This is a genomic window from Acidovorax sp. LjRoot204, from assembly GCF_056175785.1.
The window spans coordinates 1-21,743 of sequence record NZ_JBGFFF010000085.1; the positions used below are offsets into that span (position 1 = coordinate 1).

At 64.9% G+C, this 21,743-nt stretch carries 18 protein-coding genes and 1 pseudogene; 5 read left to right on the forward strand and 14 right to left on the reverse strand.

All coding sequences use genetic code 11. The features are described from left to right. Positions 1-381 (forward strand): annotated as a pseudogene (locus AC04MI_RS15500) (transketolase); the annotation flags it as partial. Next, a complete protein-coding gene (locus AC04MI_RS15505) occupies positions 378-1,382 on the forward strand; it encodes a transketolase family protein (RefSeq protein ID WP_436078449.1) in 1,005 nt (334 codons plus the stop codon). The pseudogene AC04MI_RS15500 and the gene AC04MI_RS15505, both read left to right, overlap by 4 nt. An 86-nt stretch (positions 1,383-1,468) precedes the next feature. On the opposite strand, the gene gloA2 is transcribed toward AC04MI_RS15505, so the two are convergent. The 7 genes from gloA2 to AC04MI_RS15540 all read right to left on the reverse strand — a co-directional run bounded on the left by gloA2 (position 1,469) and on the right by AC04MI_RS15540 (position 8,637). After that, on the reverse strand, positions 1,469-1,897 hold the full coding sequence (gene gloA2, locus AC04MI_RS15510) for an SMU1112c/YaeR family gloxylase I-like metalloprotein (RefSeq protein WP_476498097.1): 429 nt from the start codon (positions 1,895-1,897) through the stop codon (positions 1,469-1,471). Next, positions 1,894-2,871, reverse strand: a complete 978-nt coding sequence (gene glk, locus AC04MI_RS15515) for a glucokinase (protein WP_436078447.1) — start codon at positions 2,869-2,871, stop codon at positions 1,894-1,896. The genes gloA2 and glk overlap by 4 nt, the downstream gene beginning before the upstream one ends. 273 nt (positions 2,872-3,144) lie before the next feature. Beyond that, positions 3,145-4,206 carry an ABC transporter ATP-binding protein gene (locus tag AC04MI_RS15520; protein WP_146869931.1) on the reverse strand — a complete coding sequence of 354 codons (1,062 nt, stop codon included), beginning with the start codon at positions 4,204-4,206 and terminating at the stop codon, positions 3,145-3,147. Between the two features lie 3 nt (positions 4,207-4,209). After that, positions 4,210-5,079 carry a carbohydrate ABC transporter permease gene (locus AC04MI_RS15525; RefSeq protein WP_056744049.1) on the reverse strand — a complete coding sequence of 290 codons (870 nt, stop codon included), beginning with the start codon at positions 5,077-5,079 and terminating at the stop codon, positions 4,210-4,212. Then, positions 5,069-5,947 (reverse strand): carbohydrate ABC transporter permease, encoded by an 879-nt coding sequence (locus tag AC04MI_RS15530; RefSeq protein ID WP_015012611.1) that lies wholly within the window; start codon positions 5,945-5,947, stop codon positions 5,069-5,071. The genes AC04MI_RS15525 and AC04MI_RS15530 overlap by 11 nt, the downstream gene beginning before the upstream one ends. Before the next feature lie 197 nt (positions 5,948-6,144). Further along, positions 6,145-7,329: a carbohydrate porin gene (locus AC04MI_RS15535; RefSeq protein WP_476498098.1), complete on the reverse strand. Its 1,185-nt coding sequence runs from the start codon at positions 7,327-7,329 to the stop codon at positions 6,145-6,147. A gap of 57 nt (positions 7,330-7,386) precedes the next feature. Further along, on the reverse strand, positions 7,387-8,637 hold the full coding sequence (locus tag AC04MI_RS15540) for an ABC transporter substrate-binding protein (protein ID WP_056058428.1): 1,251 nt from the start codon (positions 8,635-8,637) through the stop codon (positions 7,387-7,389). 174 nt (positions 8,638-8,811) lie between these two features. On the opposite strand from AC04MI_RS15540, the gene AC04MI_RS15545 reads away from it, so the two are divergent. Together AC04MI_RS15545 and AC04MI_RS15550 are read left to right on the forward strand one after the other, a co-directional pair. Continuing rightward, a complete protein-coding gene (locus AC04MI_RS15545; RefSeq protein WP_056058426.1) occupies positions 8,812-9,528 on the forward strand; it encodes a response regulator transcription factor in 717 nt (238 codons plus the stop codon). Positions 9,529-9,665: 137 nt separating this feature from the next. Beyond that, a complete protein-coding gene (locus AC04MI_RS15550) occupies positions 9,666-11,063 on the forward strand; it encodes a sensor histidine kinase (RefSeq protein ID WP_436078446.1) in 1,398 nt (465 codons plus the stop codon). Between the two features lie 1,104 nt (positions 11,064-12,167). On the opposite strand, the gene tal is transcribed toward AC04MI_RS15550, so the two are convergent. From tal to AC04MI_RS15570, 4 genes are all read right to left on the reverse strand, one after another. Continuing rightward, positions 12,168-13,118, reverse strand: a complete 951-nt coding sequence (gene tal / locus AC04MI_RS15555) for a transaldolase (RefSeq protein ID WP_116748975.1) — start codon at positions 13,116-13,118, stop codon at positions 12,168-12,170. Between the two features lie 7 nt (positions 13,119-13,125). Further along, complete coding sequence (locus AC04MI_RS15560; protein WP_056744043.1) at positions 13,126-14,208, reverse strand: ABC transporter ATP-binding protein; 1,083 nt, start codon at positions 14,206-14,208, stop codon at positions 13,126-13,128. Positions 14,209-14,235: 27 nt separating this feature from the next. Then, positions 14,236-16,386, reverse strand: coding sequence for an ABC transporter permease (locus AC04MI_RS15565; RefSeq protein WP_476498099.1), 2,151 nt, complete (start codon positions 16,384-16,386; stop codon positions 14,236-14,238). A 96-nt stretch (positions 16,387-16,482) separates the two neighbouring features. Beyond that, the gene (locus AC04MI_RS15570; RefSeq protein WP_476498100.1) at positions 16,483-17,511 is read right to left on the reverse strand and encodes an ABC transporter substrate-binding protein; all 1,029 of its coding nucleotides are present in this window, start codon (positions 17,509-17,511) and stop codon (positions 16,483-16,485) included. A gap of 255 nt (positions 17,512-17,766) precedes the next feature. Here AC04MI_RS15570 and AC04MI_RS15575 point away from each other — a divergent pair, with 255 nt between their 5' ends. Then, complete coding sequence (locus tag AC04MI_RS15575; protein WP_056058413.1) at positions 17,767-18,612, forward strand: MurR/RpiR family transcriptional regulator; 846 nt, start codon at positions 17,767-17,769, stop codon at positions 18,610-18,612. A 35-nt stretch (positions 18,613-18,647) separates the two neighbouring features. On the opposite strand, the gene AC04MI_RS15580 is transcribed toward AC04MI_RS15575, so the two are convergent. The 3 genes from AC04MI_RS15580 to AC04MI_RS15590 form a co-directional block, all read right to left on the reverse strand. Further along, the gene (locus AC04MI_RS15580; protein ID WP_476498101.1) at positions 18,648-19,631 is read right to left on the reverse strand and encodes a tripartite tricarboxylate transporter substrate binding protein; all 984 of its coding nucleotides are present in this window, start codon (positions 19,629-19,631) and stop codon (positions 18,648-18,650) included. A 125-nt stretch (positions 19,632-19,756) separates the two neighbouring features. After that, a complete protein-coding gene (locus tag AC04MI_RS15585; protein WP_436078445.1) occupies positions 19,757-20,710 on the reverse strand; it encodes an electron transfer flavoprotein subunit alpha/FixB family protein in 954 nt (317 codons plus the stop codon). Then, complete coding sequence (locus tag AC04MI_RS15590) at positions 20,711-21,460, reverse strand: electron transfer flavoprotein subunit beta/FixA family protein (protein WP_295941090.1); 750 nt, start codon at positions 21,458-21,460, stop codon at positions 20,711-20,713. Between the last annotated feature and the right edge of the window lie 283 nt (positions 21,461-21,743).

Sequence of the window (21,743 nt, forward strand, 5' to 3'; positions counted from 1 at the left end):
ACCTGGGAGGCCGCCATGTCGGCGGCCCACCACCAGCTCGACAACCTGATCTGTCTGGTGGATATCAACAACCAGCAAGCAGACGGCCCCAGCAGCAAAGTGCTGGGCTTCGAGCCGCTGGCCGACAAGTGGCTGGCCTTTGGCTGGCATGTGCAGCGTGTCGATGGCAACGACCTGGCTGCCGTGCTGGCGGCCTTTGACACCGCGCGAAATCTGACAGAGCCCAAGCCGCGCGTGATCCTGTTCAACACGCTCATGGGCAAGGGCGTTCCCTTCCTGGAGACGCGCGACAAAAACCATTTCATCCGCGTCGATCCGCCCGAGTGGCAGCAGGCCCTCGCCATCCTCGACCAGAACGCCCCCGAAGGAGCCGCCGCATGAACACCGTTGCCGAGAAAAAACCGCGCCTGACCACCTCCGCCATGATCGCCTCCATCGCGGGCGAGGGGCAGCGCGTCAAGGCCGCACCGTTTGGCAAGGCCTTGGTCGAACTGGCCGCCACCCGCCCCGAGATCGTGGGTATGACCGCCGACCTGGCCAAGTACACCGACCTGCACCTGTTCGCACAGGCCCACCCCGAGCGCTTCTACCAGATGGGCATGGCCGAACAGCTGCTGATGGGTGCGGCAGGCGGCATGGCCAAGGAAGGGCTGATTCCCTTCGCCACCACCTACGCCGTGTTTGGCACGCGCCGCGCGTACGACTTCATCCACCAGGTGATTGCCGAAGAAAATCTGAACGTGAAGATGTGCTGCGCGCTGCCCGGCCTGACCACCGGCTATGGCCCCAGCCACCAGGCCACCGAAGACCTGGCCATGATGCGCGGCATCCCGGGCCTGACCATCATCGACCCCTGCGATGCCCTCGACATCGAGCAGGCCGTGCCACAAATGGCTGCCCACAACGGCCCCGTCTACATGCGCCTTTTGCGAGGCAATGTGCCGCTGGTACTGGACGAGTACGACTACCAGTTTGAGCTGGGCAAGGCCAAGCGCCTGGTGGATGGCGACGAGGTGCTCATCATCTCCAGCGGCTTCCTGACCATGCGCGCGCTGGAGGTGGCCAAGGCGCTGCAGGCCGACCACATCGGCGTGGGCGTGCTGCACTGCCCCACCATCAAGCCACTCGATGTTGCGACCATCCTGGCCGAGGTGCAGCGCAAGCCGCGCCTGGTGGTGGTGGCCGAGAACCATTCGGTGGTTGGCGGCCTGGGCGAGGCTGTGGCCAGCGCGCTGCTGCAAAACGGCGTACAGCCCGCGCGATTCCGCCTGGCGGGGCTGCCCGATGCCTACCTGGATGCGGGGGCTTTGCCCACGCTGCACGACCGCTACGGGATCAGCACCGAGGCTTTATCGGCGCGCGTCAAGGCGTGGTTGAAATAGGGCCTTATCCAGGGGGGCTGGTCCGCACTCTCTGCGCCTGCGCAATGGCCACTCCGTGTTGCTGTGGCGTTGCAGCGATGTGCGGGTTACCGCGCCCTGCCCTCTGCCACCAGCTCAATCGGCAACCCATCCGGGTCGGCAAAAAAAGTGAACAACGCCCCGGTGAACGGGTCCGTGCGCACCGGCTCCACGGCCACGCCATTGGCGGCCAAGGCGGCCACGCTGGCCTGCATGTCGGCCACGCGCAGGGCCAGGTGGCGCAGACCGCAGGCCTCGGGGTAGGACGGGCGCGCAGGCGGTTCAGGAAAGGAAAACAGCTCCACCTGCGTGCCATCGGGCAGTTGAAGGTCGAGCTTGAACGACTGCCGCTCGGCGCGGTAGTGCTCGTGCACCACCTGCAGGCCCAGCACCTCTGTGTAGAAGCGGCGGGAGCGGGCGTAGTCGCTGGCGATGATGGCCACATGGTGCRCGCCGGTGGGCCGGAGCATGGGCGGTGGTGCGCTGTTGCTGCTCATGCGTCCGAGCCCGCAATGTCCAGCGCACGCGATGCGCCAAACAGCGCGGGCGTGGCGCTGGGGTCGATGACCCAGCAGGGAATGGTCGCCAGATAGGACTGGAAGCGCCCTTTGGATTCAAACCGTGCGCGGAACGGGGACTGGTCAAACCACGTGCCCAGTCGCGGCACCATGCCGCCGCCCAGGTACACGCCACCGCGCGCACCCAGCGTGAGCGCCAGGTTGCCCGCCACACTGCCCAGAAAGCCGCAGAACAGCTCCAGCGCCTCCAGCGCCAGCGGGTCGTTGGCCTGCAGCGCCAGCTCGGTCACCTGCGCGGCGGAGCTGACTTCCTTGCCACCGCGCTGGGCCAGCCGGCGCAGCGCGTGGTACAGGTCCACCAGCCCGGCGCCACACACGGCGCGCTCGGCCGACACGTGGCCGTAGCGCTCTTGCAGGATGCCCAGCACATCGAACTCGCGCTGGGTCTGCGCGGCCAGCGTGACATGGCCGCCCTCGCCCGACAGCGGCACCCCCAGGCTCGAGCCGGGCGGAAACACCAGGCCCGACACGCCCAGGCCCGTGCCCGGGCCCAGCAGCGCAATCGCAGCGCCCGGCACGGCCACACCGCCGCCCACGGGGCGCAGCTGCTCGGGCGTGAGCAGGGGCAGCGCCAGCGCGAGTGCGGTGAAGTCGTTGATGACCACCAGCCGCTCAAAACCAAAGGCCTCGCGCACGGCGCGCTGCGAAAAGCTCCAGCTGTGGTTGGTCATGCGGATGGCGTCGCCCGTGACCGGGTTGGCGATGCCAAACGCCGCCTCGCGCGGGGTGGCTATGTTCACTTCGGCCAGGTAGGCCGCTAGTGCGGCGTCCACTGAGGGGAACTGTGCGCAGGGCAGCACACGGGTGTCGTGCAGGGGGCCATCAGGCTGGTCTTGCCAGGCCAGGCGAATGTTGGTGCCGCCAATGTCGGCCAGCAGGCGCAGGGGTGTCATGCAGTGTTTTTAAGCAAAAACAGCTGCCAGCGCTAGTAGAACATGCGCTAGCAGCTATTGTTTCAATAGCAAACAGTGTGCTGTCCCGCAAATAGCTGCACGAAATGAAATCGATGACATCGCGCCCAGAGCAAGGCGCAAACCGCAGTGATAGCCGTCGCTATCGCGAGGATTTGCAACGCAGCCCTGGGGGTGAGGACGCGATTTCATGTGCAGCTATTTGCGTGACAGCACACTACATGCAACGATCCGGCGGCGCTTGCGCCGCGCGGCTCACGCCAGCCGATTCTCGCTGCTGGCGTCAAACCAGTGGGCGTTGGCGGGCTCTACCGCCAGACCCACGGCGTCGCCGGGCTGCACACGGGTCTGGGCGTCGGTGCGCAGCGTGACGCTGCCTGCGGCCGTGTCCACCATCACATAGGTGTCGGGGCCCGTGGGCTCCACAACGCTGACGCGGCCGCGCCACGGGGCCGTCTCCTGCATCACCAGGTGCTCTGGGCGCACGCCCAGCAGCACCTCGTTGGCACTGGCGGGGGCCGCCAGGTTCAGCGCTGCGCCCTGGATGCCAAACTGCCCGCCCGTGGCCGCGCCGCGCAGCAGGTTCATGGTGGGCGAGCCGATGAAGGTCGCCACATAGGTATTGGCCGGGCGGTTGTAGATGTCATCGGGCGTGCCCAGCTGCTGCACCACACCGCCCTTCATCACCGCGATGCGCGAGCCCAGCGTCATGGCCTCGACCTGGTCGTGTGTGACGTACACGCTGGTGATGCCGCTGGCCTGGTGCAGGCGCTTGATTTCGGCGCGCATCTCCACGCGCAGCTTGGCGTCCAGGTTGGACAGCGGCTCGTCGAACAGGAACAGTTGCGGCTGGCGCGCCAGCGCCCGCCCCATGGCCACACGCTGGCGCTGGCCGCCCGAGAGCTGGCTAGGCCGGCGGTCCAGCAGGTGGCTGATCTGCAGCATGGCGGCCACTTCGTTGATGCGCTTTTGGCGCTCGGCCTTGGGCATCTTGCGCATCTCCAGCGCAAAGCCGATGTTGTCGGCCACGCTCAGCGTGGGGTACAGCGCGTAGCTCTGGAACACCATGGCGATGTCGCGGTCGCGCGGGGGCATGCCCACCACGTTCTTGCCGCCAATGCGGATCTCGCCCTCAGTGGGCTCATCCAGCCCCGCAATGATGTTGAGCAGCGTGGACTTGCCGCAGCCCGAGGGGCCGACCAGGATGAGGAACTCGCCGGGCGCGACGTGGATGTCCACCTTGCGCAGCACCTCCACGCTCTTGTCGCCCTTGCCAAAGCGCTTGTTGATGCCTGCAATGTCGAGTGATGACGCCATGATTTATCCCTTCACCGCGCCGGCCGTCAGCCCGCGCACAAAAAATTTACCCGCCAGCACATAGATCACCATCGTGGGCAGGCCCGCGATGATGGCGGCCGCCATGTCCACGTTGTAGGCCTTCACACTGCTGCTGGTGTTGGCCAAGTTGTTCAGGCCCACGGTGATGGGCTTGGACTCGGTGCCCGAGAACACCACGCCGAACAGAAAGTCGTTCCAGATGTTGGTGAACTGCCAGATCAGCGTGACCATCACGATGGGCGTGGACAGCGGCAGCACGATGCGCCAGAAGATCTGCCAGAAGCTTGCGCCGTCCATGCGTGCGGCGTTCACCAGCTCCTTGGGGATGGCCGCGTAGTAGTTGCGAAAGAACAGCGTGGTACCCGCCAGCCCGGCCAGGCAGTGCACCAGCACCAGCCCGGTGATGGAGCTGGACAACCCCAGCCAGCCCAGCACCTGGCTCATGGGCAGCAGCACGACCTGGAAGGGCATGAACACGCCAAACAGCAGCAGGCCAAACAGCGTGTCGCTGCCGCGAAACTTCCACAGGCTCAGAACATAGCCGTTGAGCGCGCCCCACACGGTGGAGATCAGCACGGCCGGCACGGCCATGGCCACCGAGTTCCAGAAAAACGGGCGCAGGCCGTTGCAGTCCACGCCCGTGCAGGCGCTCTGCCAGGCCGTGCCCCAGGCCGACCAGTTCAGCGCAGCGGGCAGTGCCAGCAGCGAGGTGCTGCGGATCTCCTCTGCGTCCTTGAACGAGGTGACCAGCATGGCGTACAGCGGCAGCAGAAAGAACGCGGTGGCCAGGGCCAGCACGCCATAGACCAGCAGGCGACCCACGGACGGAAAAACAGAGGGCTTAGCGGTCATGGGGTTTGCTCCGCAGTTCGCTGTAAAGGTAAGGAATCACCAGGGCCGCGACAGTGGCCAGCATCATGGTGGCGCTGGCCGCGCCCAGGCCAATCTGCCCGCGCGAGAACGACATGGTGTACATGAAGGTGGCGGGCACATCGGTGGCAAAACCGGGGCCACCCGCGGTCAGCGCCATCACCAGGTCAAAGCTCTTGATGGCCAGGTGCGACAGCACCATGAGCGTGGAGAAAAACACCGGCCGCAGCGCGGGCAGCACGATGCGCCAGTAGATGCGCGGCAGCGAGGCACCATCGACCTGCGCGGCCTTGATGATGCTGTCGTCAATGCCGCGCAGCCCGGCCAGAAACAGCGCCATAGCAAACCCGGCGCTTTGCCAGATGCCGGCGATGACCACGCAGTAGATCGCCATCTCGGTGTCCACCAGCCAGCCAAATTCAAAGTTCGTGAAGCCCCAGTCGCGCACCATCTTTTCGATGCCCAGGCCGGGGTTCAGCAGCCACTTCCAGGCCGTGCCGGTCACCACGAACGACAGCGCCATGGGGTACAGGTAGATGGTGCGCAGCGCGCCCTCGGCGCGGATCTTCTGGTCCAGCAGCACGGCCAGCACCACACCAATCACCAGCGATCCGCCCACATAGCCCACGCCAAAAATGCCCAGGTTCTTCAGGGCGACCCACCAGCGGTCCATCTCCCACAGGCGCTCGTACTGCGCCAGGCCCGCCCATTCGTAGTTGGGCAGCATGCGCGATGCGGTGAGGCTGAGCACGCCGTTCCACACCATGAGGCCATAGATGAAGGCAAAACCCAGCACAAACGCCGGGGTCACCACCAGCCTGGGCAGCCAGGTTTCAAAGGAATTCTTCATTGCTTGCGAATCTCTCTTGCGTACGCACTGCACACGCTGCGCGCGCGGTACGCGGTGTCTCGATCAGTCACAGAATCACCGTTTCACTCATTCACACATTCACTTTGTGTCACATGAAAAAAGGGGGGTGCGCACGGAGCACCCCCCAATGAACAAAGTGTCTACCTCAAACTAACTCGCTACTCACTCTCTCCCTCTTACCACCACACCTCGTACTGCACGCCCACCAGCGTGCGCGAGGTCTTGCCATTGGCGCCAAAGGTGCCTGCGTTGGCCACAGCCGCCGCCTGGTTCCAGTTGGCCTTGGTCACATACAGACGCAGCTCAGGACGCGACCAGAAGTCTTCATTCAGTGCCAGGGCACCCGCCAGCGTGACCTTGGACAGGCGCTGGTCCGGACCACTGCCCTTGCGGGTGGTAGTGGACAGCTCAACCAGGCCCTTGAAGTTCTTGGTGAACGCGTACGAGCCACGGCCGCCCAGCGAGAAGTCCTTGGTCTCCACGCCGGTCAGGTCAGCCTTGTTGGTCTGGTAGCCAATGAGGGCCTGGCCGCCAAACGGGCCGCTTTGCCAGTTGATGGAGTCGGCAATGCGGGTGGCGCGCTTGCCTGCGCTGGTGCCCTCGATGGCTTCAAACTCCCCGTCGATGCGGGCATGGCCGCGCGATGTCTGCAAATACAGCGTGTTGCTGATGCTGGGCAGCAGGAACTCCTTTTGTGTGTGCATCAACGAGATGCCAGAGCCGGAGCCGCCACCCACCTGGTTCTTGCCGCCAACGGCGGTCAGCAGCACCCGCAGCTTGCCGCCGGGGTTGGTGTTGATCTCAGACAGGTCGGCGTTGATGCGGTGTGCCTTCACGTTGTTGGGCAATCCGCCGTCAAACTTGTCGCCAGAGAACACGCCCACGCCCAGCTTCATGCCGCCCACAGGCACGTCGGTCACACCGGCACCGATGTTGTCGCCGTAGTTCAGCAGGAAGTAGTCGACGATGTGCACGTCCTGGATCCGCAGGCGGCGCTGGCCCACCCAGAACTTGGCTTCGGGCGAGAACGAGAAGCCGCTCATTTCCACAAACGCCTGTTCGGTGCTGATGTCGCCACTGCCCCACTTGGCGGGCATGTAGTTCACCTTCCAGTTGATGCCGCCGGCCTCGAAGCCCTTGGCAAAGTTGACTTCGATGCCGTTGTCGCCTTCGTTGCCCAGGCGGTATTTCTGCAGCTCGCCGCCCAGCGTCAGGTTGCCCTTGACGCCGTCGGAGTGGTTGAACACCGGGCCACCGCGGGAGTAGCCGTTGAACTCAAAGCCTGCTATGTCCATAGCAAAGGCGCCATTCGCGCATGCGGCGGCCAAAGCCACCGCCGTGAGGCGGTTTCTTGTCTTCATGATGGGATCCCTCTGGGGTTGGTTTTAGTGCGTGCGGGTGCGTGTGTCGTACACGGCTTACTTGGTCTTCGCGGCGGCCGCGATCTTCTTCATGGCGTCGGCGACGCTCACCTTGTCGTCGTTCCAGAACTGGCTGACGACATCCTTGATCGCCCCTTCGGTGGCAGGCGCAATCGCCATGCCATGGGCCACGCTGGGCACCAGGCCACCGCTCTTGGCAGTGTCGGCAAAGTCTTTGCTGGACAGCTTGGCGCAGTCGTCAAACTTGTCCATCTTCTGTCCGGTGCGCACAGGGATCGAGCCCTTGTTGAGGTTGAACACCTCCTGGAACTCAGGGCTCATGATGGAGCTGGCCAGGTCGCTCTGCGCCTTCTGCGCTGCTGCGTCCTTGAGCTTGAACAGGATGAACGAGTCCACGTTGAAGGTGAACGCGTTGGCCGTGCCCGGTGCCGCTGCGCACTGGAAGTCCTTGCCCGGCGCCTTGTTGGCCGCGATGAACTCACCCTTGGCCCAGTCGCCCATCAGCTGGAAGCCCGCCTTGCCCTGAATGAGCATGGCCGTGGCCAGGTTCCAGTCGCGGCCGGGAGCGCCCGGGTCGGTGTAGGTCTTGATCCGGCGGAAGGTCTCCAGCGACTTCTTCATGGTGTCGCTGTTGATGGCCTTGTCGTCCAGTTTGACCAGTGCGTCCTGGTAGAACTTGGCACCGCCCACGCCCAGCACCACGGATTCAAAGGTCGTGAAGTCCTGCCAGTTCTGACCGCCATGGGCAACGGGGACCAGGCCTGCGGCCTTGAGCTTGTCGGCAGCGGCAAAGAACTCGTCCCAGGTCTTGGGCATGCTGGCAACGCCAGCCTTCTTGAGCGCATCGGAGCTGGCCCACAGCCAGTTCACGCGGTGCACGTTGACCGGTGCAGCCACGTAGCTGCCCTTGTACTTCATCACGTCGGCGACCACCTTGGGCAGCACGTCGTCCCACTTCTCGGTCTTGGCCAGCGCATCGACATTGGCCAGCACGCCTTCGGACGCCCATTCCTGGATGGCCGGGCCCTTGACCTGGGCGGCCGAGGGCGGGTTGCCCGAGATCACGCGGCTCTTGAGCACCGTCATGGCGCTGTCGCCACCGCCGCCCGCCACGGCAAAGTCGCGCCAGGTGTGGCCTTTGGACTGCATGATCTTCTTGAGCTCGGCGGCCGACTTGGCCTCGCCGCCCGATGTCCAGTAGTGCAGGACCTCGACCTCCCCCGCGCTGGCAGACATCGCGGCCGCCAGGCCCACCGCCAGTGCGGCGATCTTTGTCATCTTCCACATACCCTTGTCTCCTCGACGTTGTTTTCAGAACCCGTTGCTGCGCCGTGATACCGGTGCCGTTCAGCGCAGTCGGTACTTTAATTACAATAATTAATTTAATTCTCAGGGCTTTCCCTGAGAGTCGCAGCGGCCCCACAGAGGGCCCGTTGCAGGGGCCTTTGTTATGCTCAATCCATGGCCACGATACTGATTGTCGAAGACGACGCCCTCCTGCTCGACGCTCTCACCGGCCAGCTCAAGCAACTCGATTACAGCGTCTGCACCGCCAGCAGCGTGGCGCAGGCCATGGCGCTTTTGCAGACGCAGGCGGTGGACGGCATCATCCTGGACCTGGGCCTGCCCGGCGCCGACGGCATGGAATTGCTGACCTGGGCCCGTGCACACATTGCCGGCCTGCCCGTGCTGATCCTCACCGCCCGCGACGGCGTCGACGACCGCGTGCTGGGGCTGAACGCCGGGGCCGACGACTACATCACCAAGCCCTTCAACATGCAGGAGCTGCAGGCCCGCCTGCAGGCCATGCTGCGCCGCGCGCGCCAGCCCGCCTTCACCCAGGCCAGCAGCGCGGCGGGTGTTGCCAGCACCACCATCGGCCCGCTGGTGCTGGACCACGCCAGCCATGCCGCGGCCCTGAATGGCGACCTGCTGGAGCTGACCCAGCGCGAGTGGGAGCTGCTGGAGCTGCTGGCCCACCGCTGTGGCGAAGTCGTCACGCGCGACGACGTGCTGGCCGCCTGGCGCGCCAGCCCGCCCGAGCCCGGCCAAACCGCCGCCCCGCTGAACTCCAATGCACTGGAGGTGTATGTGCACCGCCTGCGCAAGAAGCTCGACCAGTCCAACCTGGTGATCCGCAATATCCGGGGGCTGGGGTACATGCTGAACAAGCCATGAAGCCCCCCCTGAGATGCTACGCATCTTCCCCCCGTGGGGGGGACGCCGCCAGCGCGGCGGGGCGGCCCTTGCGCGGCGGCACTGGCCTTGGTCGCGCCAGTTGCAAGACGCGCGCCGTTTAATTTTTACGGCCATTCATGCGTCACGTCCCGGGTGTTTCTCTTCAACGCAAGCTGCTGCTGTGGCTGCTGCTGCCGCAGCTGGTGCTGTGGTTGTCGGGTGGGTTTCTGGCGTGGCGCATTGCGCTGCAGAACGGCGAGAAGGGCATTGACCAGACGCTGACCCAGTCGGTGCGGGCGCTGGCGCGGCAGATCAAGCCGATTGGCGATGGGCTGCTGGTGGACTTTCCGAAGGCCGCGCAGGACATCCTGGAGCAGGACCCGGCCGACCGCATCACCTACATGGTGTCGTCTCCGCCCGGCCGCTTTTTGCTGGGCAACGCGCAGCTGCCGCCACCGCCCGCCCAGGTTGATGTGGCTGTGGGCGAGGCGTTTTTGTACCAGGCACGGGTGGATGACAAACCGGTGCGCGTGGCCTTGCTCGATGTGGACTACGGCACCGCCTCCACCCGCCAGCGCCTGCGCGTGCAGGTGGCCCAGAGCCTCACGGTGCGCGAGCGCATTGCGCAGGAACTGCTGGAGCGCATGGTGTTCCCCATGGGCCTGATGGGCCTGGCCCTGAGTGCCGTGGTGTACGCCGGCGTGCTGCGCGGCCTGCAACCCCTCAAGCGCCTGGAGGCGCAAATTGAGCGCGCAGGCGCGCAGCCCCACACGGGCACCACGCCGCTGCCGCCCATTGAGCTGACCTCAGCACCGCAGGAAGTGCATTCGCTGGCCAGCACCATCAACCGCCTGCTGGAGACCGTGGCGCGTGGCCAGCAAAAGGAAAAGCGGTTTCTGAACGACGCTGCCCACCAGCTGCGCACGCCGCTCGCCGGCCTGATCGGCCAGACCGAACTGGCCCTGCACGAAAGCCACGAACCCGCAGTGCAGGCCCGCCTGCAAAAGGTGCTGTCGGCCGCGCAACGCAGCGCGCACCTGGTGCACCAGCTGCTGCAACTGGCGCGCTCGGAGTCAAACGTGGAGATGCAGTCCATCGACCTCGCCGCCCTGGCCCGCGAGGTGGCCCGCGAATGGGCCGCCCGCGCCCTGACCCAGGGCATGGACCTGGGCTACGAGGGTGTGGACCACCTGCCCGCGCAGGGCCACCCGCTGCTGCTGCGCGAGGCGTTGAACAACCTCATCGACAACGCGCTGCACTACGCGGGCCCCGGCGCCACGGTGACGGTGCGCGTGGGCCATGAAGAGCCCGGGCATTGGGCGCTGCTGGTCGTGGAGGACGATGGACCGGGCGTGCCGGCGGAGCATCTGGGCGATCTGTTTGCGCGGTTCTGGCGCGGGTCGGACAAGGCGGGCGGCTGTGGGCTGGGGCTGTCGATAGTCGAAGAGATCGCGCTGCGGCACGGGGGGCGGACGGTGGCGGAAGGGGTGGTGCCGAAGGGGTTGCGGGTGGGGATGCGGCTGCCTGCGGGGTGAGTTTCTGGTGATTTTGGCTGGGTGCGCTAGTGCTTCATGTCTTGGCAGCTATGATTTTTATAGTGATCTTCAGCACTTCCGGACGGGAGATTTCCGGCAGACGTTGACGGTTTGATGCGTTTTTTTCACGCTCAGTCTTGGGGGCTTGTGCTCATCGAATGGCATGCCGGCACTGAGGGCGGAGGCCGGGAGTCGCCCGGCGTGCGAGTAACTTTCTTTCGCGTCGCCGAAAGAAAGTCACCAAAGAAAGGGCGACCCTACTGCGCGCGTCCCTTCGCTGCGCTACGGGCARCCTGCGATGCTCGCACAGAGGGTGCGCCGCAGAACTCACTGCGCGCTACGCGCTCCGTTCAAACAACTGCGGCAAGTCAGYGCACGAAGTGCGTGTGTCCTTCGGCACGCGCAGAAGGGAACCCAAAAAYRGACATCCACACGGGCCATTGCTTCGCTGCGCTGCGCTCGGCCCCGTCTCGCGGGCGTAAGCGCCACGCGCTGCGCAGGCACGGCCGAGCGCAGCAATGGCCCGAATGGATGTCCGGCTGTTCGGCTGTTCGGCTGTTCGGCTGTTCGGCTGTTCGGCTGTTCGGCTGTTCGGCTGTTCGGCTGTTCGGCTGTTCGGTTGTTCGGTTGTTCGGTTGTTCGGTTGTTCGGTTGTTCGGTTGTTCGGTTGTTCGGTTGTTTGGATGTTTGGATGTTTGGATGTTTGGATGTTCGGCTGTCCACCCCCTGCTGGCTGTGCCTACGGCGGGGCGGTTGTGGGGTGAGCATGGGCGTCGGAGCGCCCATGCCTCGTCAACTGACTCGCCGTGGATGTCTGAGCGGCGCGCGCAGCGCAAAGCGAGTTCCACGGCGCACCCCACAACCACCCCGCCGCAGGTTTGCCCCGGAGCGAAGCGCCGGGGTCGCAGACTGGGGGTCGCCTTTTCTTTGGTGACATTCTTTTGGCGAAGCAAAAGAAAGTTACTCGCAAGCCGGGCGACTCCCGGCCTCCGCACTCAAACCAGGCACACCACCTGATAAGCAAGTAGCCTTGCGAATACCCAAAAACAAAAGCGGCCAGCACCTGCACCCCAGGCACCAGCCGCCCCAATACAAAAACAAACCTCAAGCCGCGAGGATCAGCTTCTCCAGCTTCACAGCATCCACCGCAAACGCCCGAATCCCCTCAGCCAGCTTCTCGGTCGCCATCGCATCCTCATTCAGCGCAAACCGGAACCCCGCCTCGTCATAGTTCACCGCAGGCAAGTCCATGCCCTTGGCAGCCTCTGCATCCAACGCCCGCTGCAACGGTGCATCACTCGCAGCCAGCTGCGCCAACAGCTCGGGCGCAATGGTCAACAGGTCGCACCCGGCCAGCGCCGTGATCTGCCCCACATTGCGGAAGCTCGCGCCCATCACCTCGGTGGCGATGCCGAAACGCTTGTAGTGGTTGTAGATCTGCGTGACCGACTGCACGCCCGGGTCGTTGGCGCCCGCGCGCGCGGCCTCGTCCCAGCTCGCGCCTGCCTGCTTTTTGTACCAATCGTAAATACGGCCCACAAAGGGCGAGATCAGCTGCACCTTGGCCTGGCCGCAGGCCACGGCCTGGGCAAAAGAGAACAGCAGCGTGAGGTTGGTGTGGATGCCCTTGCGCTCCAGCTGGGCGGCCGCCTGGATGCCTTCCCACGTGGCTGCGATCTTGATGAGCACGCGGTCGATGTGGATGCCTTCTGCCTGGTACAGCTCGATGATGCGCTCGGCGCGCGTGACGGTGGCGCTGGTGTCAAAGCTCAGGCGGGCGTCCACTTCGGTGGAAACACGGCCGGGCACGTGGGTCAGGATCTCGCAGCCAAAACGCACCAGCAGGCGGTCGATCACCTCGTCCATCGCGCGCCCTTGCCATTTGGCGACGGTGTCCTTGAGCAGCGGTGCGTATTCGGGCTTTTGCACCGCCTTGAGGATCAGCGAGGGATTGGTCGTGGCGTCCTGCGGACGGAACTGGGCCAGTTGCAGAAAGTCGCCGGTGTCGGCAACCACGGTGGTGAACTGTTTGAGGGCGTCGAGTTGGTTCGTCATGGCGCCATTATTCCGCATTGGTCCGGGCGCCTTCGGTACTACCAACCACTGATACGCCGTGGGCACCCAGGCTCAGCTGCACCGCGTCGCCCACAGCCAGCACATCGTCCAGGTCGGACGACACCACAAAAATATGGCCCAGCGCGGTCTCGAAGGTGTATTCGTACACGGCGCCCAGGTAGGCCCGCTTGTCCAGCCGCGCGGGCAGCAGGCCTTCGCCCTGGCGGTGAATGCGCCAGGCCTCAGGGCGCACCGCCACCTTCACCGGGCCGCTCTTCACCGCCATGCGGGGGCGCAACACCAGTGGGCCGAGCGCCACTGTGCCGTCAGCGTCGGCCACGGCCGGGAACAGCATGGCCTCGCCCATGAAGCCCGCGACGAATTCGCTGTGCGGGGTTTCATACAGCGCGCGGGGCGAGCCCTTTTGCGCAATCAGGCCCTGGTTCATCACGATGATCTGGTCGCTCACCGCCATGGCCTCAGCCTGGTCGTGCGTGACGTAGGCCACCGTGAGCGACAGGCGCTGCTGCAGCGCACGGATCTCTTCACGCATCTCGCGGCGCAGACGGGCGTCGAGGTTGGACAAGGGCTCGTCAAACAGCAGCACCTCGGGCTCCAGCACCAGCGCACGGGCCAGGGCCACACGCTGCTGCTGCCCGCCCGAGAGTTCACTGGGCAGGCGGTCGTCATAGCCCACCAGGCCCACGCCGCGCAGCGCCTCCACGGCCTTGGTGCGCGCCTGCTCCTTGGGCTGGCCCGACATGCGCAGGCCGTACATCACGTTCTCCACCACATTCATGTGCGGGAACAGCGCGTAGCTCTGGAACATCATGCTCACATTGCGTTGCGCGGGGCCCAGCGTGGTCACGTCCTGGCCTGCGATGAAGATCTCGCCCGAAGTGGGCGATTCCAGCCCCGCGATCATGCGCAAGGTGGTTGTCTTGCCGCAGCCCGAGGGGCCGAGGATGGTGGTGAGCGTGCCGCGCGGCACCTCAAAGCTGATGCCTTTGACGGCCAGGGCCGCGCTGCTGTCGCTGCCGTAGCGCTTGGTGATGTTGCGGAACACGATGCCCGCGTCATTGTTGTTCATGGCGTGTTTTCTTTTTTGTCAGAGGGGTCAGTGCGCAGCGGGAGCGGCTCCACGGCGGCCCAGTTTGCGGTCACCCACCAGCAGCTGAATGAGTCCGATGGAGGCCGACATAAGGACGATGAGCACCGTGCAGTACGCCAGCGCCACGCCATAGTCGCCATTGCCCACGCGGCCGATGATGTAGGTGGTGGCCAGCTCGTTCTCGGCCGTGACCAGGAAGATCACCGCGCTCACGGTGGTGATGGCACGCACAAAGCTGTAGACCAGTGCCGCCACCAGCGCGGGCTTGAGCAGCGGCAGCACCACGTGGCGCAGCGTCTGCACGCTGCCTGCGCGCAGCATCACGGACGCTTCATCCAGCGACCGGTCCAGCTGCTTGAACGCCGCCGTGCCCGCACGCACGCCCACCGGCAGGTTACGGAACATGAAGCACAGCACGATGATGAGSGCGGTGCCCGTSAGCTCGAACGGCGGCACGTTGAAMGCCAGGATGTAGCTCACGCCCAGCACCGTGCCGGGAATGGCAAAAGCCAGCAGCGCTGCAAACTCGAACGCGCCCTGCCCCCGGAACTCGGTGCGCGCCAGCAGCCACGCAATGCCGATGCCCAGCGTGGCCGTGAGCGGCGCCGAGATGGCGGCGAGCTTGAGCGTGGTGAAAAACGAGTTCCACGCGGTGCCCGCCCACACCACACCAAACTCGCCCCATTCCACACTGAACGCCGTGCGAAAGTGCGCCAGCGTGATGGTGTAGTCACGCCCCCAGGTCTGCACAAAGCCACCGGCCAGTGCAAACAGGTACACGATGAGGGTGAACGCCATCCAGGGCAGTGCAATGGAGTGCACCACGCGGCGCACACCGGTGGGCAGCGGCATGGCAATGCCTGCATCACCCTTGCCCGATACGGTGGTGAAGTTCTGCTTGCCCAGCAAGCCGCGCTGGATGGCGAACACGGTGAGCGCAAAGAACGTGAGGATCCAGGCCAGCGACGCGGCACGGCCCTGGTCATACTGCGCACCCACGATGGCAAAGAAGATTTCGGTGGACAGCACCGAGAACTGCCCGCCCACCACGATGGGGTTGCCGAAGTCSGCMATGCTYTCGATGAAGCCSACCAGGAASGCATTGGCCAGGCCCGGCTTGAGCAGCGGCAGGGTCACGGTCATGAAGGTGCGGTGCGGGCTGGCACGCAGCGTTTGCGCGGCCTCCTCCAGGCTAGGGGCCACGCCTTGCACCACGCCGCGCATGATCATGAAAGCAATGGGTGTGAAGGCAAAGGTCTGCGCCACCCACACGCCCAGCCAGCCGTAGAACCAGCGCGACGGCGTGATGCCAAACGCGTATTCCAGAAACTGATTGAACACCCCCGCACGGCCGAACAGCAGGATGAGCCCCAGGCCCACCACAAACGGCGGCGTGATGATGGGCAGCAGCGCCACGATGTTCAGCGGCCGCGCATAGCGGCGCGAGGCGCGCTCGGCCATCAGCGCCATGAAGGTGCCCAGCAGCGTGGTGCTGGTGGCGGTCATTAGCCCCAGGAACAGCGTGTTCCAGGCCACACCGCAGCGCTGGCCGCCCGCCAGGCACGACAGGCTGAAGTTGCGCTCGTGCGCAATGCGCTCCCACACCACGGCCAGCGAGAACGGGCCGTCCTCCAGAAAAAACGCAGCCGACAGCGCCTTGAGCACCGGGAACACGATGAACAGCGCGAGCAGGCTGCCACAGCCCACCACTGCCGCAGCCACGAACAGGTCGCCCTTGAAGAAGCCCCGCCGCGCCACCCCGAAAGACAGCAGCACCAGCAGCGCCGACAGCACCACAAACCCGCCCCAGCCCATGCCGGGCTGGCGCGCGCCCAGTTCACCCAGGCTGTTGTTCATCCATTCAAACGCCCAGCCGCGCGCGCCAATCGCAAAGCCGCTGAGCAGCAGGGCCGCCAGCCCCAGTGCACCCCCCGCCACCAGCAGGGCACCCTGCTTGCGCCCGGCGGGCAGGCACGCCCCCAGGCCCGCCACCACCAGCCCGGCGAGGCCCAGCCACAGCCAGGGGCGCCCGAACAAGGCCGCCTGCATCAGCCCATTGGCGGCCTGCTCGCTGCTGAAGACCTGGCCCACCGCCAGCAGGCCATTGGCGTCCTGCTGTGCATACCAGGGGAACACCAGGTRCCCCAGTACCCCCATGGCCAGCCAGACCCACAGGGGCCGGTTGACCGAGGCACCGGGAGTCCTGGTCCGAAGGGTTGCGTGCGCCGCCGCTGCTGCCGACACCACCACCCCTTAGCGCGTTGCGTTTTGCACGTCTTTTTCCCAGCGCGCAATCAGGCGGCGGCGCTCGGCGCTGGCGCCGTATTTGGCGTAGTCGTAGTTGATGAGCTTCATCTTGGCCGGATCGGTCATGCGCGGGTCTTTGGGCACCTGCGTGTTGCTGGGCAGCTGGAACTGCTTGGCCGCCAGGCCAAACTGCTGACCACCCGGCGTGAGCGCCCATTCGTAGAACTTCTTGGCGGCCTCGGTGTTGGGGCCGTTCTTGACGATGCTCATGGAGCCCACCTCGGCGCCAGTACCTTCAGAAGGTGTGACCGAGCCCACAGGGAAGCCATTGACCGCCTCGGTGGTCACGTCGTGCACGAAGCTCACGGACACCGTGGTCTCGCCGCGTGCAACCGCCTTGACAGGCGCCGTGCCTGAACGGGTGTACGCGCTGATGTTGGGGTGCAGGGCCTTGAGGTATTCAAACGCCTTKTCCTCGCCCATSAKCTGCACCAGCGTGGCGATCATGGTGTAGGCSGTGCCGCTSGATGCGGGGTTGGCCATCTGSAYCTCGCCCTTGWAYTCGGGCTTGAGCAGGTCGGCCCACGACTGGGGCGGGTTGAGCTTGCGCTTGGCCAGCAACTCCTTGTTGTAGCCAAAGCCCAGCGGGCCGAGGTACACGCCCACCGTCCGGTACTTGGAATCCGCCGCCTGCTTTTGCGCCCAGGGGTAGAGCTGCGCGAGCTGGGGCGACTTGTATTCGAGCGTCAGGCCCTGTTCGGCCGCCTGCAGGTGCGGGTCGCCCGTACCGCCAAACCAGATGTCGGTCTTGGGGTTGGCGCGCTCGGCATTGAGCTGCGCCAGCGCCTCGCCCGATCCCTTGGCCGTCATGTTGACCTTGGTGCCGGTGGTCTTGGCGTACACCGTGGACATCAGGTTGCACCACTCGGCCTGCACGGAGCAGATGATGTTGACCTGGCCCTGGGCCCAGCTGCCCGATGCAGCGGCCACAAGGGCCGCACCGGCCAGAAGTTTTGTCAGCAAGGGTTTGCGCATGGAAGGCTCCTCAGTATCTGGATAACGTGGTGGAGGATGCTATGCGTGCAGGGCCCGCCCGGGCCAGGGGGGAAACGCCCAGGCCCCGTGCAAGCAGGTTGAAAGGCAGGGATTGCGCGGGCCCCATACCTTTGGGAACCGAGTTACATTAAACGCAGATGGCCCCACCACCGCGCGCACAGCCGGTGGATGAAGCGTCCACCCAAGCCCCTTCCAAGGCCCCCTGCGCAGCCTGCCCTGCCTTCACAGACTGACATGCTCGACCGCATCACCGCCTCCCTGCCCTCGCTGGCCCCCGCCGAACAGCGCGTGGCCAAGCTGGTGCTGACCGACCCCCGCACCTTCGCCCGCCTGCCCGTGCGCGAGCTGGCCGAGCGCGCGCATGTGAGCAAGCCCACCGTGGTGCGCTTTTGCCGCAGCATGGGTTACGACGGGCTGGCGGACTTCAAGCTCAAGCTGGCAGGCAGTGTGAGCGAAGGCGTGCCCTTCATCCACCGCAGTGTGGATGCCGACGACAAGACCGGTGACGTTCTGGTAAAGGTGGTGGACAACGCCGTGGCAGCGTTCCTGCAATACCGCAACGCGGCCAGCACCGTGGCCATCGAACGTGCGGCCGAGGCCATTGCCGACACGTGGAAGAAAGGCAAGCGCATCGAGTTCTACGGTGTGGGCAACTCGGGCATCGTGGCACAGGACGCGCAGCACAAGTTCTTTCGCCTGGGCGTGACCTCGATTGCCAGCAGCGACGGCCACATGCAGGTGATGAGCGCCACCCTGCTGGGGCCAGGCGACTGCGCAGTGATCATCTCCAACTCGGGCCGCACCCGCGACCTGATGGACGCCGCCGACATCGCCCGCCGCAACGGCGCCACCACCATCGTCATCACCGCCAGCGGCTCGCCCCTGGCCAGCACCTGCCAGATCCATCTGGCGGCCGACCACCCCGAGGGCTACGACCGCTACAGCCCCATGGTGTCGCGCCTCATGCACTTGCTCATCATCGACGTGCTGGCCACCTGCGTGGCGCTGCGCATCGGCAGCTCGCTGCAGCCGATCCTGCAGCAGATGAAGGAAAACCTGCGGGCCAAGCGGTACGCGTAAATCCTGGCCATCAGGCCAGGCCGGCGCACGCCTTCTCAGTCCAGCGTGACACCCGCGTCGCGGATCACCTTGCCCCACTTGGTCGTTTCGGCCGCAAGAAAAGCGTCGCACGCCTCGGGCGTGGTGCCTTCACCAAAGGTGCCCATGGTGTCGAGTTTGGCCTTGGTTTCATCACTCTGGATGATGGCGTTCACGGCGTCCGACATGCGCTTGACGATGTCGCGCGGCGTCCCTGCGGGTGCAATCATGCTGGCCCAGGTACTGCCCAGCATGCCGGGCACGCCTTGCTCGATGAAGGTCGGCACGTCAGGCAACATGGGCAAGCGCTTTTCGCTGGCTACGCCGATGAGGGTGATGCGGCCTGCCTTGGCAGGCTGGATCAGGTTGGGCGGAGGGTCGAGGAACAAGGGCACCTGGCCGCCGAGCAAGTCCGTCAACGCCGGGGCTGCGCCGCGGTAGGGAATGTGGACCATGAAGGTCTTGGTCAGTGACTTGAGCAGCTCGCTGGTCAKGTGCGCGGCAGAGCCTGTGCCTGATGAGGCAAAACTCACCTTGCCAGGGTTGGCCTTGGCATAGGCCACGAGTTCTTTCACCGTCTTGAACGGTGCATTGGGCGCCACCGCCGCCACCAACGGAGAAACACCCAGCAGCGACACGCCCATCAGGTCCTTGCGCGGGTTGTAGGGCAGTTTGGGGTAGAGCGTGGTGTTGGCGGTAAAGGCCGGAATGACCACACCAAAGGTGTGACCGTCCGGGGCGGACTTGGCGACGGCATCCACGCCGATGATGCTGTTCGCACCGGGTTTGTTGTCGATGACAACCGGCTGACCGAATTGCTTTTGCAGGCCTACCGTCAGCAGACGCGCCATCTGGTCGGTAAACCCGCCAGCCGTGTACGGCACGATGATGCGAATCGGGCGGCTGGGCCAACTGGTTTGGGCCAGTGCTGGCAATGCCGCACTGGCCAGCGCTGCGCCAGTGGCCTGGACAAGCCTGCGACGGGAAAGGAATGTGGTCATGGTTTTGTCTCCTGCTGATTTTTAGGCATCAAACAGCCACAGCGCTCATCCAATAAGCGCCAAAAGCTATATTTTTAGAAGCATCCAGATCCCATCGAATGGGCTGTGCCTGTGATCTGCGGGGCTCAGACGGCCTTGACCAGTTCAGGCACAGCCGTGAACAGATCCGCTTCCAGCCCATAGTCAGCCACGCTGAAGATCGGCGCCTCAGGGTCCTTGTTGATCGCCACGATCACCTTCGAATCCTTCATCCCCGCCAAGTGCTGGATAGCACCCGAGATACCGGCAGCCACATACAACTGCGGTGCCACGATCTTGCCCGTCTGGCCCACTTGCCAGTCGTTGGGCGCGTAGCCTGCGTCCACCGCCGCGCGGCTGGCACCGAGCGCCGCGCCCAGCTTGTCGGCCAGGGGCGTCATGACTTCGTCGAACTTTTCCTTGCTGCCCAGCGCACGACCACCGGAGACGATGATCTTGGCAGCGGTCAGCTCGGGGCGGTCGCTCTTGGCGATTTCGCTGCCCACGAAGCTGCTCTTGCCGGCGTCGGCCGTGGCGGCGGCGGTTTCAACTTGTGCGCTGCCACCGGTGGCGGCTGCGGCGTCAAAGCCGGTGGTGCGCACGGTGATGATCTTGACGGCATCTTGGCTTTGCACGGTGGCAATGGCGTTGCCGGCGTAGATGGGGCGCTCAAACGTATCGGCCGTGCCAGAGGCACCCTGCGGTTGCGTCACTTTGGTGATGTCGCTGATCTGGGCCACGTCGAGCTTGGCCGCCACGCGGGGGGCGACGTTCTTGCCGCTGGCAGTCGCGGGGAACAGGATGTGGCTGTAGTTGGATGCGATGGCGAGCACTTGGGCGGCGACGTTTTCTGCCAGGCCGTGTTCCAGGCCAGGGGCGTCGGCGTGGATGACCTTGGCAACACCGGCTATTTTGGAGGCGGCTTGTGCAGCAGCGCCGGCGTTGTGGCCGGCCACCAGCACGTGCACGTCGCCACCGCAGGCCACTGCGGCCGTGACGGTGTTCAGCGTGGCGCCCTTGATGGACGCGTTGTCGTGTTCAGCAATAACGAGTACCGACATTTAGATCACCTTCGCTTCGTTCTTGAGTTTTTCGACCAGGGCGGCCACGTCGGCTACCTTGATGCCTGCGCCGCGCTTGGCGGGTTCGGTCACCTTGAGGGTCTTCAGGCGCGGAGCCACGTCCACACCGAGGTCTTCGGGCTTGACGGTATCGAGCTGCTTTTTCTTGGCCTTCATGATGTTGGGCAAGGTGACGTAGCGGGGCTCGTTCAGGCGCAGGTCGGTGGTGATCACTGCGGGCAGCGAAAGCTGCAGGGTTTCCAGGCCGCCGTCCACTTCGCGGGTCACGCTGACCTTGTCTGCAGCCAGTTCGACCTTGCTGGCGAACGTGGCCTGGGGCAGGTCGGCCAGGGCCGCCAGCATCTGGCCGGTCTGGTTGGCGTCGTCGTCGATGGCTTGTTTGCCCAGGATGATGAGCGAGGGTTGCTCTTTGTCCACCAGGGCCTTCAGCAGCTTGGCCACTGCCAGGGGCTGCAGTTCGACGTCGGTTTCCACCAGGATGGCGCGGTCGGCGCCAATCGCCATGGCGGTGCGCAGGGTTTCCTGGCACTGGGCCACGCCGCAGGAGACTGCGATGACTTCGGTCACCAGGCCTTTTTCTTTCAGGCGCACGGCCTCTTCAACGGCGATTTCGTCAAAGGGGTTCATGCTCATCTTCACGTTGGCGATGTCTACACCCGTGTTGTCCGACTTCACGCGGACCTTCACGTTGTAGTCCACCACGCGCTTGACAGGGACCAAGACCTTCATTGCTGCGGCTCCTAGAGAGTTGGTTGAATTGACGTTTACGTAAACTAGAACATTCTATGTCGCACTGCAGCGAAAGCGCTACGGAACCACCACACAGACTGCACAATCACAAAAAAGAACGATCGTGCTTTTTGTGAATTATAGGCGAGTGAACCCGGACAGTGTCTAGAGTTTGCTGTCGCCTGCGCTACCGGGCACCCGCCGAGGTATCGCCCTGCAACCGGATCAACCCGCCGAAGCCGGTGCTGGCGCGGGAGCCCCGCCCGGCGACATCGCTGCAGGG